This is a genomic window from Mediterraneibacter sp. ICN-202921 (assembly GCF_037890075.1).
Lineage (GTDB): Bacteria > Bacillota > Clostridia > Lachnospirales > Lachnospiraceae > Mediterraneibacter > Mediterraneibacter massiliensis.
Window position 1 is genome coordinate 134146 of sequence record NZ_JBBKBE010000004.1, and the last position, 13555, is coordinate 147700.

The window sequence follows — 13555 nt, forward strand, 5'->3', positions numbered from 1 at the left end:
TTGATCGTATGTCAGATTTGATTTATTGGATTGCGATGGTCTTGATCATCGGCGCAAGTGCCGCCTTGTTGACAGGAACTTTTCTAAGCATGAAAAAAAATAAAAAAGAAAAAAGCAGAAATACAGGCCGCATATCTGCCAGAGGAAGGGCGTATGATCCTGATGAAGAGGAATATTCCGGACGAAGGCATACAGCGCAGGAAGGCAGACGGCGGACGGAACAGCAAGAGAGAGCGAATGAAAAGAAGCAGTGGAAGATCATTCTGGAGAATCTGGATACTTGGGAAAAGCATAGTTTTATCTTCTATGATACTGTTGCGATCGGACGGGGAAGTGATGTCCGTACATATGAAAAATATCTTTCCGTTTCGGAAGATCCCAGGGTTTCTAAACTTCACTGTGCGATTGTGAGAAAGGGAGATAAACTATATTTAAAAGATCTGGAATCCAGAAATGGAACATATCTGAACGGGAAAAGGATAGAGCGTCCGGTGATGCTGCAAAGAGATGATGTGATCGGAGCCGGAGAGTCCAGGTTTGAAGTTTTAAAAGTACTAAGAGAGCGAGATTCGTAATAGTCTGGATATGATGTCCTGCCAGCAGCTTTTGGCAGGAGATGAGAGGCTTCCTAAAGAATACCGGCAGAACATACCGGAATGTACATCTTGAAGAAAGAGTTTGGTATAAAGAAGGAGAGAAGCGGGGCATGTCTTTGTTTGACATGCCCCGCTTTTACGTGCTAAAATGAGGAACAGTAATGAAACGAGAAAGAGGAGGTCACTATGATAAAATTGTATGATAAAGGTGTCTATTTGCTGCACGGCACCGAGATAGTAGAGAACTCAGAAAATGCAGGGATTTCTATGAGTAAAGAAGAAGCGGCTCAAAATACGATCGCATACGGTATCTTAAAATCCCACAATACAGCATCTGATATGGAAAGCCTGCAGATTAAATTTGATAAATTGACATCTCACGATATTACATTTGTAGGAATTATCCAGACGGCGCGCGCGTCGGGTTTGGAGAGATTTCCAGTACCATATGTGCTGACAAATTGCCACAACAGCCTTTGTGCGGTAGGCGGGACTATTAATGAAGATGACCATATGTTTGGGCTGACTTGCGCAAAGAAATATGGCGGTGTGTATGTGCCTCCTCATCAGGCAGTCATCCATCAGTACGCACGTGAAATGCTTGCCGGAGGAGGAAAGATGATCCTGGGATCTGACAGTCATACACGTTATGGCGCTTTGGGAACGATGGCTATGGGAGAAGGCGGACCAGAACTGGTAAAGCAGCTCCTGAATAAGACCTATGATATTAAAATGCCGGGGGTTGTAGGCATTTATCTGGATGGAGAACCAGCAAAGGGAGTTGGTCCGCAGGATGTTGCGCTTGCGATCATCGGAGCTACTTTCAAGAATGGCTATGTGAATAATAAAGTGATGGAATTCGTAGGACCGGGTGTCAGCAAACTCAGCGCAGATTTCCGGATTGGAATTGATGTTATGACGACGGAGACGACCTGCCTGTCTTCTATCTGGTGTACAGATGAAAAGATTGAAGAATTTTATGAGATCCATGGCAGAAGTGAAGAGTATAAGGAATTAAAACCAGGGGATACAGCTTATTACGACGGAATGGTCTATGTTAATTTAAGTGAGATCAAGCCGATGATCGCGATGCCTTTCCATCCAAGTAATGTCTATACCATCGAAGAATTAAATGGAAATCTTAAAGATATACTGCATGATGTAGAGAAGAAAGCACTTGTAAGTTTGGACGGTGCTGTGGAGTATTCTTTGCAGGATAAAGTTGTTGATGGGAAATTCTATGTAGAGCAGGGAATTATCGCAGGATGTGCCGGCGGTGGATTTGAAAATATATGTGCTGCCGCAGATATTATAAAAGGAAAGAATATCGGTGCGGATGCTTTTACATTTAGTGTGTATCCTGCAAGTACGCCGATCTATATGGAATTGGTGAAAAATGGTGTTGTTGCCGATCTGTTAGAGGCTGGAACAGTTGTAAAGACAGCTTTCTGTGGACCTTGCTTTGGCGCAGGGGATACGCCGGCAAATAATGCTTTTTCTATCCGCCACACAACAAGGAACTTCCCAAATCGCGAAGGCTCCAAACTGCAGAGCGGACAGATTTCTTCCGTAGCATTGATGGATGCCCGTTCTATTGCTGCAACAGCAGCAAATAAAGGATTCCTGACCCCTGCTACGGCAATGGATGTAGAATATAAAGGGCAGAAATATCATTTTGATAAGAATATTTATGCAAATCGTGTGTTTGACAGCAAGGGAAAAGCAGATGCAAGTGTAGAGATCCAGTTTGGACCGAACATTAAAGACTGGCCGGCCATGTCTGCGCTGCCGCAAAATCTTGTTATTAAAGTAGTGTCTGAGATCCACGATCCTGTCACAACGACAGATGAACTGATCCCTTCCGGCGAGACTTCATCTTATCGTTCTAATCCTCTGGGCTTGGCGGAATTTGCATTGTCCAGAAAAGATCCTGCATATGTCGGAAGAGCAAAGGAAGTACAGGCTGCGCAGAAAGCAATCGAAGCAGGCAAATGTCCGCTGGATGTTTTGGAAGAGCTGAAGCCGGTGATGACAAAGATAAGAGAGATGTACCCGGAAGTCGGGGAAGGAAATATAGGCATAGGAAGCACGATATTCGCGGTAAAACCAGGAGATGGTTCTGCGCGTGAACAAGCGGCATCCTGTCAGAAGGTATTAGGAGGATGGGCAAATATTGCAAATGAGTATGCGACTAAGAGATACCGTTCTAATTTGATCAACTGGGGAATGCTTCCATTTTTAACAGATGCGGATGATAAGGCATTGCCATTTAAAAACGGAGATTATATCTTTGTGCCGGACGTACGCAGAGCAGTTGAAGAAAAAGCTGATGTTATCAAGGCGTATGTGGTGAAAGACAGCTTACAAGAAATCGAGCTGCGCTTAGGAGATCTGACAGAGGCAGAAAGGGAGATCATCTTGCAGGGATGCCTGATCAATTATTATAGAGCGACAAGATAAATAGAATTCATGAACTACCTTTTATAGAAAGAGTAACATTTATTATAGGAAGTACGCAAAGAAACAGAGATATGAACTTAAGCGACGAAAGAGTATATGTGAAATGCGTGTTTTGCGTGAGTGAGGAGCTGGAGAAAAGCTCTGACGAGTGAGGTGAAATACACAGTTCATGCGCCCTCTTTGTTGTTTGGGTTCATATTTCTTTTGTGGATTTCCGCAGTGTCAGCTCAATCTTGTTTATGTTCTATTTTGTTATCGGTACTCGCAAAACAACTGCCCCAGATAGAGAAGGAACAGCGTGTCATCCTTTAAAAAGCTATACTTTCTGTATGCAGGAGGAGGAAGGACATGCGCCGGAATGACTGCAGGGAGGCTGGAAACGGATATAGAGAACGTTCGAAAATGTATAGATCACCTAAATATAGTAGAATAACAGAAGCATATATACAATAAATTGACGGAATAATCTGAAAATTATATAAAAACAAAGGATTAATAAATTTATTTAGATAAAATGCAATAAATGTGTTGACAAATATGGAGCGCTGTGCTATTATGTAATCAATCCAAAAGAGATACGGATTATAAAAAATACATCTCAAAGGATATTTATCTAAAAGAACAGATTAGTTCGATTAGGTTAAAAATACAGGACAAGGAGGTAAGGGTCCAATGGACAGTATATCATCATTTATAAATCAATATATCAGTGGTATGGCAAATGAAGGTTCCTGTGAAGAAAGAGACCTTTACCGAAAATAGAACATCCAGAAAATATAGAATAAAAAGATGAATCGGAGCGATTAGAATCTGGATACAGTTTAGATTTTACATTTGCAGATATATTGGAAAAGAATACCACATATAACGAAATTTCTGAAGATGTGTAAAGAAACATCAGACAGACTATTATTTCATAAATAAGAGCAGATAGTTATAGAAGTAATAATTTATTAGACGGCTGGAATATTTGGATAGTGATACTGCAGCGGGCGAACAATTATAGGAATAATAACTTAGGCGCTCTTTACAATATGCAATAGTACCGATGTAACCATGAAAGGGAAACAGAGGATTTTAGTTATAGAAAAGACAATATTGAAGGAGGATGGATTTAGTAAGCAGGTCTTAATAAATCGACCAAAGGATCAATAGAGAAAAGGTAAAGGTCTTACAGGAACGATGAAAATCAGAATGTTTCCTCCGATATAGTATATAAATATAATGGAAAAACTAAATAAATATTGAAATGCATCTTCAATGTCAATTGAGGATGCATTTTTTTGACATTATGCAAGCCGTATGTTAAACTAATGAGAGAATTATCGCTTAGTGGATCCAGACAAGATTACAGATTAAAATAATATAAATATTTAATGAGGTGAGCGCAGTGGATAAGTATGAATATAAGCTGAAGACAGAACAAATGCTTGAACTTATGGAAGACGGTGCATATAACAAAGCGGCTGAAATAGCCGATACGGTCGATTGGAAGAGAGTACGAAATGTAACGATGCTGACGAATGTCAGTGATATTTATGAGAAAAACAGAGAATACCAGAAAAGCTATGATGTACTGAATATTGCTTATCACCGTGCTGAGGGGAGCAGAAAGGTGGTTTATCGTCTGTGTACACTAGCCTTGAAAACCGGAAACGTAGATGAGGCGATTGATTATTATGATGATTTCATGCAGATAGCTCCAAAGGATCCAAATCAGCATATCCTTAGATACCAGATCCTGCGTGCACAGAGAGCACCTATTGAGCAACAGATAGAATCACTGGAAGAGTTTAAAAAAGCAGAATATATAGAAGAATGGGCATATGAGCTTGCAAAACTGTATCAGGAAGCGGGGATGACTGCGGAGTGCCTTGAGGAATGTGATGATCTGATTTTGTGGTTCAGTGAGGGGCAGTATGTATATAAAGCGATGGAATTAAAAATGCAGTATAAACCACTGACTCCATCACAGCAGGAAAAGTATGACCACAGATATGAAAAACTATCTTCCGAGACGGAAGAAATCCCTAATATTATAGAATATAGCGAGAAGAAAAAGCAAACAGAGAACGCTGAGACAGAAAGCGAAGAAGATTCTGAAAAACCAGAGGAGACTATGTCAAAAGCGGATGCAGCAGAAGACGCAGAAGAGAGCATGACGGCACAGACAGAAACGGAAACGAAAAAGAGTAAGATTGGAAACACGATGCGCTTGGATGAGGCTTTGCAAAAACTTTTGCATCCGTCAGAAGAGGAAGAAAAAGAAGACGACGAGATGGCTGGTCTGGAAGATGCGATTGATGAGATAGAATCGGTAGTTGATTTGAATATTGTAAATGAGATTGCAGAAGAGAAGGAAGCGGCACAGGAAAAGAAGGAGAGATCCAAGCCGGTTTCTGTTTCAGGTACGCTGACAGAATTGACCGTGGATGATGACTTCGAAGAAGAAAAACTGACAGAAGACGGAGCAGAAGAATTTATGGCAGAAAATGAGATAAAAGCTGTACCTGAAAATACAGAAGCGGAAGAAACAGGGCTTCTGTCAAATGATACAGAAGAACAGATAGAAGGGCAGATGAGCTTTGAAGATATTTTCTCTGACTGGGAAAGCCAGGCAGAGCATCCGGCGCCTGTGCAGAAAGAAGCACAGAAGACCGCAGAGCCAATCCTCCCACCGGATATTCAGCGTATGATTGATGAGATAGAAGGGATCATCCCTCCGGAGGAGCCAAAGCCTAAACGCCCTGCGCGGGAAAAGGAAGAAGATATCCCTCGTGAAAATATGGGGAAATTAGCGGAAGAATTGCGCGTAGATGATGATGCAGAAGATTTTGAAGATTTCGACGATATTCTGGATGAAGATGAATACGAAGAAGATATACTTCAGGAGACCGATGCGGCAGCTAATGATTCGGAAGCCACAGTGGAGGCAGATGAATTCCTGGATGATGATTTGGAAGAACTGCCAGCAGATGATTCGGAAGACCTTTTGGAAGATGATGCAGAAGAATTTTTTGATGACGAAGTAGAAGATACATCTTTTGAGGAAGAGGCAGATATGCTTGCTGACGAGGAGGATGGATCATTCTACGACTCCGAGGAGGAAATCGTAGAAGAAGACTCTGAGGAAGATTGGGAAGAAGAAATCGCAGAAGAAGACTCCGAGGAGGATTGGGAAGAAGAAATCGCAGAAGAAGACTCCGAGGAGGATTGGGAAGAAGAAATCGCAGAAGAAGATTCCGAGGAGGATTGGGAAGAAGAAATCGCAGAAGAAGATTCCGAGGAAGACTGGGAAGATGAGAAGACTAGCTGGGAAGATGAATTCCGTCCTGACCCTAAATATGGTATGGAACCGGATGACAGAGAGATACCAGATGACGATGATGATGAAATGGATATTCTTTCTGCCACAACTCCACTTAGCAGAAAAGAAACTGCAAAGATGATCGCAACAGGAAAGACGGCTCCGCTTCCGCTGGATGAAATATCCGACGCACTTTCTATGTCAGATACAGGGTTTGTCGTACATGGTCGCTATGATCTGAAGACACAAAGTGGTATTGGAACACGGGCAGGTCTGACGGAAGAACAGAAGAAATTATTTTCTTACTTTGTTCCGGTGCGTGGCATGAGTGAACAGTTGGTAGATGTGTTGGAGCAGGACAGAAACTGTACAAATCGGGAAGGGACTTCCAGAACAGGTAATTTATTGATCATTGGAAATAAAGGAAACGGCAAGACGGTGCTGGCTGTGGATGTCGTAAAGGCAGTACAGAAGCAGAGAAATATCCGACAGGGAAAAGTTGCCATCGTGACAGGGGATTCTCTGAATAAAAAGAAAATCAGTGACATATTTAATAAATTATATGGTGGTGCTTTGATCATTGAAAAAGCCGGCAAAATGAATGAAAAAACCGTTGCAAGACTGAATAAAGCTATGGAGCGTGATACAGGAGAGCTGCTTATTGTATTAGAGGAACAGAGAAAACCACTTGACAGACTTCTTTCTTCTAACAGAGAATTTAGAAGGAAATTCACCAGTCGTTTAGAGGTGCCGATTTTTATCAACGACGAACTTGTTACGTTTGGTCAGACATACGCACAGGAAAATGGATATCGGATTGATGAGATGGGTATTTTGGCCCTTTACAGTAGAATTGATTCCCTGCAGAGAGAAGACCATGCGGTTACAGTGGCAGAAGTAAAAGATGTGATGGACGAAGCAATCCAACACTCACAAAAGGCGTCTGCAAAGAAGCTGGTAAAAAGAGTGTTTGGAAGAAATACCGATGATGCAGATAGGATTTTATTGTCGGAGAAGGATTTTAATATTTAAAAGATATGTGAAGGAAGACATTCGATTCTGGAAAATCAGATATTCGGATGTCTTTTTTATGTAAAGTTTAGCTATATTATGGAAAAGTATATAAAGGAATTGCTTTTTCCTTTTATTTTTATCTGCAATAAAGTATAATGAAATTATATAAACTGAGGCTGTGAGGTGGGCTTATGGGAAAGGAAAAAAACAAACAAAAGAAAGTGCTTCCCTATGAAATTGGAGAACTTGATCAGTATCTTTTTGGTCAGGGAACACATTATGAGATTTACCAGAAGATGGGCGCGCATAAGGCAGTCGGAGATGAGGGAGAGGGTGTATATTTTGCCGTATGGGCTCCCCATGCAAGAAGAGTGGCGGTCATTGGCGAGTTTAACGACTGGGATTTTGAAACGAATTATATGGAGAGGCAGGAGCCGCTTGGGATTTATACATGTTTTGTGCCGGAAGCCAGAGAAGGAGATCTGTATAAATTTTGTATTGAAACAAAACAAGGGAAGCGTATCTTTAAAGCGGATCCTTTTGCAAATTACGCAGAACTGCGTCCGGGGACGGCTTCAAGGATTACGGATATCTGCAATCTGAAATGGACAGACCAGGTATGGATGGAGGCGCGAAAAGAGTGGGAACACAAGAAAAATCCAATGTCTATCTACGAGGTGCATCCGGGTTCTTGGATGCGGCATCCGGGCAGAGAGGATGAAGGTTTCTATACGTACCGGGAGTTTGCAAAAGCACTCACAAAATACGTAAAAGAAATGGGATATACACATGTAGAACTTATGGGGATTGCAGAGCATCCGTTTGACGGTTCCTGGGGATATCAGGTGACAGGATATTATGCGCCCACATCTCGATATGGAACACCAGAAGATTTTGCCTATATGATCAACTATCTGCACCGTAATAAGATTGGTGTGATCTTAGATTGGGTACCGGCACATTTTCCGCGGGATGCACATGGACTGGCAGATTTTGATGGTACGCCGACATTTGAATATGCGGATCCTAAAAAAGGAGAACACCCGGACTGGGGAACAAAAATTTTCGATTATGGAAAGCCGGAGGTACAGAATTTCCTGATCGCAAATGCGCTGTTTTGGATCGAACACTACCATGTGGACGGGCTGCGTGTAGATGCTGTGGCTTCTATGCTATATCTGGATTATGGAAAACAGGATGGACAGTGGACAGCGAATCAATATGGCGGAAATGAAAACCTAGAGGCGATTGCTTTTTTCAAACATTTAAATTCTGTTGTTCTTGGAAGAAATCCGGGTTGTGTCATGATCGCAGAGGAATCCACTGCATGGCCAAAAGTGACAGGAGCGCCGGAAGAGGATGGGCTGGGCTTCAGCCTGAAATGGAATATGGGCTGGATGCATGATTTTACAGAGTATATGAAGCTGGATCCATTGTTCCGGAAGAATGCACATCATATGATGACATTTGCCATGTCCTATGCTTACAGTGAAAATTATATTCTGGTACTTTCCCATGATGAGGTGGTACATCTCAAATGTTCTATGATCAATAAAATGCCGGGCGAGGGAGCTGACAAATTTGCCAATTTGAAAGTGGGATATGCCTTTATGATGGGGCATCCGGGAAAGAAACTTTTGTTTATGGGACAGGAGTTTGCGCAGCTGCGAGAGTGGAGTGAGGAAAGAGAACTGGATTGGTTCCTCTTGGCAGAACCTGCGCATCAGCAGATACAGGCATGGTATCGTGCCCTGCTCCATCTCTATAAGAAAAATAAAGCAATGTATGAGTTGGATACAGATCCGGAAGGATTTGAATGGATCAATGCAAACGACGGATTCCGCAGTATTTTCAGTTTTGTGCGGTATTCTAAAGATAGGAAGAAGAATTTATTGTTCGTATGTAACTTTACACCGGTTGAGAGACCGGATTATTGTGTAGGAGTACCAAAAAGAAAGCAATATAAATTGGTTCTTAACAGTGATGATGTAAAGTACGGGGGAGCAGGAGAAAAAAGACCGGAAATTTATAAAGCTGTGAGTAAAGAATGCGATGGTAAAAAATATTCCTTTGCATATCCGCTGCCGGCATATGGAGTGGCGGTATTTGAGTTTTAATATATAAATTTACTGCCAGAAGGCAGATTCCGCAATTAGATTGCAGAAGAAAAGACGACTTCACGCTGTTATATGTCTCCAATCGGAAGGAAATACATACTTCTGTTTGGAAGTCCGCAGCAGCGTGAAGTCGATTTTTTTAACAGAAACATGAACTTAAGCGATGAAAGTGCATGCGGTTTACCTGTGGTGGGAGGAATTTCGGCAAAGCCCTGACGGGCGATGCAGTATGCAGTTAACGCACAATCATTTTTTCGAATACTTCCGCAGTGTCAACTCACATCCTGTTTACATGCAAGCATGACACAGGGCATGTTCTGTTCCTTTTTGCAGTGCTTATTGCTTCGTTAAATTTATATTGTTCTTCTGTCAAAGCTTCCTTTTATCCCTAGTTCTTCTCTATATTTGGCAATGGCGCGTCTTGATACGTGTATATTTTGTTCGGAGAGCAGTTTTACAAGAGTTTGATCGCTATAAGGTTTCTGTTTGTTTTCTGCTTCTATGAATTCTTTGATGTATTGTTTTACAACCATTGGAGTGACAGAGCCATTATCCTGTCTGGAAACAGAAGCAGTAAACATATTTTTCAAGAAAAGACTCCCACCCGTGTATTGCAAGTATTTGCCTTTTACGGCACGGCTTACAGTAGATGTATGTATATTGGCTCGGTTTGCTACATCGGACATAGTCATAGGCACGAGAGGCCCATTGTTATCAAAGAAATCTTGCTGTATATCGAGAATGATCTCTGCAATAGAGAGGATCGTTTGGCGTCGCTGTTCGATACTGTTTAATATAAACTGGACACGGCGCAATTTTTCTTTAAAATAAGCGATAAGTTCTGTGTCAGAAGAAGAATTCATCATTTTTAGATAATAATCATTTAAGGAGTAGTTTCTGACCCAGGAATCGTTCAGCCGGATTGTCCAGGAATCGTTCTCTTTTTGAAAGATGATATCCGGGATGATATAGCCGTTCGTTCCAGAGTTAAAACCGGACAGAGGACGCGGATTCAGACGAGTGATGATATCCAGATTTTTTCGTACATCTGCAGTGGAAATATGCAGAGAACGCGAGATATTGCTGATTTTTCCTTCTGCGATGTCGTGTAAGTGATAAAGGATCATCTGCGTCAGGACTTCGTTATTCATATCCAGAGCATCCAGTTGGTGCAGCAGGCTTTCTTGCAGATTGGGAGAAAATATACCATAAGGCTCGAGCTGTTTGAGGGTATAGAGGCATTGTTTTACAAAATCAAGGGGGACATTGTTTTTTTGCGCGACTTCTTCGACTGGCATTGTAAAGAAGCCATTGTCATCCAGACAGTCGATCAAATAGTGGAAAAGGCTCCATTCCTGTGGGGAATATAGTTTTATATCAAGCTGAGAAAGAAGATACTCCTGAAGAAGATCTTCTTTCGGAGCGGAGAAATCGCGGCGGCGGTCATCTTCTTCATCGGTGGATATGTAAGAGCCGGCGGAGGTTTCATAATAAGCAGTCAAAGGTTCTGAATAATTGTCTTCAGAAGTTCCTTCCGCATGTTCCATCATAGGATTTTCAAGATATTCATTTTTAAGAAGATGATTGAGTTCCAGGCTGTCCATTGCAAGAATCTCCAAAGACTGGATCTGTGATTGAGATAATTGCTGGCGCTGCTGTAAAGTTAAATTCAAATCCATGTAAAACACCACTTTCGTCTTTTTATTCCCCGTCGGGTGAAGGGGCATCTGTCGTATATTCTGTCTTATTATAGCACTTTTTTTGCAGACTTAGAATACGATAACAGTATTATCATAATTATTTGACCATTTTTAAAAGGTTTCCAAAATTCTGTATGATATACATAAGAAGTGTACTAAGAATGAAAAATTATACGAAAACCTGTTCAATATTATGCTAAAGTGCTACAATAAATAACGAAGATCTAGAATGAATATAGGAATGGAGGAAGAAAAATGGATAATCAACTGGCACTACTTACTTTATGTGGCTCCATTATAGCGCTTTTGTTTGCAGGAAGCAGAGCGCAGAAGGTTCTGCGTTTCCCGGAAGGAAACGACGTAATGAAAAAGATTTCAGCGTCTATCCACAGAGGAGCCATGGCATATCTCAAAAGGCAGTATCGTATTCTGCTGGCATTCTTTGCAGGAATGTTTATCATTCTTAGCGTGATGGCAGCACTTGGATTACTGACCTGGTTCGTTCCGTTTGCGTTCATTACAGGGGGATTCTTTTCCGGATTGTCCGGATTCGTCGGAATGCAGATCGCAACAAGAGCAAATGCAAGGACCGCGGCAGCCTGCCAGAAAGGACTGAATAAAGGACTGCGCGTAGCGTTTTCGGCAGGTTCTGTTATGGGATTTACAGTAGTTGGACTGGGACTTTTGGATATTTCTATTTGGTATTTGCTGCTTCGTCTGGTATTTGATCTCCCGATTGAGGATATTACCAGCACAATGCTGACATTTGGTATGGGAGCCTCATCTATGGCGTTATTTGCCCGTGTGGGAGGAGGTATCTATACGAAAGCGGCAGATGTGGGTGCTGACTTGGTAGGTAAGGTGGAAGCGGGAATTCCGGAGGATGACCCGCGAAATCCAGCAGTTATTGCGGATAATGTAGGTGATAATGTAGGAGATGTAGCCGGAATGGGTGCAGATCTATACGAATCTTATGTAGGTTCTATCTTATCAGCATGTGCGCTTGGCGTCATTGCATTTAATAAGATCGAATCCGTTGACCGTGTGAATGCGGTCGTAATCCCTATGATCCTGGCAGCGGTAGGTGTCCTTGCGTCTATCCTGGGATCTATGCTGGTCAAGACGGGGGAAAGTACTGAGCAGAGTACACTTTTGAAAGCGCTTAGAAGAGGCACAAATACAAGTGCTGTTATTATTGCGGTTGTAGCATTCCCGCTTGTATGGTTCATTTTGGGCAAAGATTTTATTGGTTTTTATTTTGCGATACTGGGCGGCCTTCTTGCAGGTGTATTAATCGGTTTCTTTACAGAATACTTTACATCAGATACATATAAACCGACGAAAAATCTTGCCTCAAAGTCAGAGACAGGTTCTGCTACCATTATTATTGGTGGGCTGAGCCTCGGCATGCTGTCAACAGCGATCCCCATCTTGATCATTGCGGTTTGTGTCATGGCAGCGTATACACTTTCCGGAGGTTTTATAGAAACTACAAGAGGACTCTACGGAATTGCTCTGGCAGCGGTTGGAATGCTTTCAACATTGGGCATTACACTTGCTACAGACGCATATGGACCAATTGCGGATAATGCAGGAGGAATTGCAGAAATGGCCGGACTGGATCCGGAAGTGAGAAAACGTACAGATGCGTTAGATTCACTTGGAAATACAACGGCAGCAACAGGGAAAGGTTTTGCGATCGGTTCGGCAGCATTGACAGCGCTTGCTTTGATCGCGTCTTATGTGGAAAAGGTACAGGAAGTAGGGGGCGCAAATATAGAACTGGACATGAGTGTCATGAATCCGGCGGTATTAGTCGGTATTTTCATAGGAGCTTGCCTTCCATTTGTATTCGCGGCGCTTACGATGTCTTCTGTGGGGCGTGCAGCGCAGAGTATTGTTGTGGAAGTAAGGCGGCAGTTCCATGAGATCACGGGACTGATGGAAGGAAAGGCAGAGGCGGACTATGAAACATGCGTCGATATTTGTACAAGATCTAGCTTAAAGGAAATGATCCTTCCGACGATCTTGGCAATCGTTACGCCGGTAGTGACAGGCTTGGTTCTCGGATATAACGGTGTGATCGGTATGCTGGCAGGTTCTACGTCTACAGGCTTTTTGATGGCGGTATTCATGTCGAATGCCGGAGGAGCATGGGATAATGCAAAGAAATATATTGAAAGCGGTGCTCACGGAGGAAAAGGCAGTGAATGCCATAAGGCGGCTGTTGTTGGAGATACGGTGGGCGATCCTTTCAAGGACACATCAGGACCGTCTATCAATATTCTTATCAAGCTGTTATCCATGGTTTCTATCGTATTTGCGGCATTGGTAGTCAATTATCATATATTCTGACCGACG

At 42.3% G+C, this 13555-nt stretch carries 6 protein-coding genes; 5 read left to right on the forward strand and 1 reads right to left on the reverse strand.

All coding sequences use genetic code 11. The features are described 5' to 3' along the window. Nucleotides 1-8: 8 nt before the first annotated feature. The 4 genes from WKT01_RS05240 (at nt 9) to glgB (ending at nt 9494) form a co-directional block, all read left to right on the forward strand. Nucleotides 9-575, forward strand: a complete 567-nt coding sequence (locus WKT01_RS05240) for an FHA domain-containing protein (protein WP_117975114.1) — start codon at nt 9-11, stop codon at nt 573-575. A 207-nt stretch (nt 576-782) separates the two neighbouring features. Then, entirely contained in the window at nt 783-3056 is a 2274-nt protein-coding gene (locus tag WKT01_RS05245) for a hydratase (RefSeq protein WP_270395468.1), read from the forward strand. Between the two features lie 1390 nt (nt 3057-4446). Beyond that, nucleotides 4447-7395, forward strand: a complete 2949-nt coding sequence (locus tag WKT01_RS05250) for an AAA family ATPase (RefSeq protein WP_445299685.1) — start codon at nt 4447-4449, stop codon at nt 7393-7395. A gap of 173 nt (nt 7396-7568) precedes the next feature. Next, nucleotides 7569-9494 (forward strand): 1,4-alpha-glucan branching protein GlgB, encoded by a 1926-nt coding sequence (glgB, locus tag WKT01_RS05255; RefSeq protein ID WP_117975116.1) that lies wholly within the window; start codon nt 7569-7571, stop codon nt 9492-9494. 353 nt (nt 9495-9847) lie between these two features. Here the strand turns inward: glgB and rpoN are convergent, their stop codons facing one another. Next, entirely contained in the window at nt 9848-11173 is a 1326-nt protein-coding gene (rpoN, locus tag WKT01_RS05260) for an RNA polymerase factor sigma-54 (protein ID WP_340311572.1), read from the reverse strand. A gap of 276 nt (nt 11174-11449) precedes the next feature. Between rpoN and WKT01_RS05265 the strand changes: the two genes are divergently transcribed. Further along, nucleotides 11450-13549 (forward strand): sodium-translocating pyrophosphatase, encoded by a 2100-nt coding sequence (locus tag WKT01_RS05265; RefSeq protein WP_059067359.1) that lies wholly within the window; start codon nt 11450-11452, stop codon nt 13547-13549. The last annotated feature ends 6 nt before the right edge of the window (nt 13550-13555 follow it).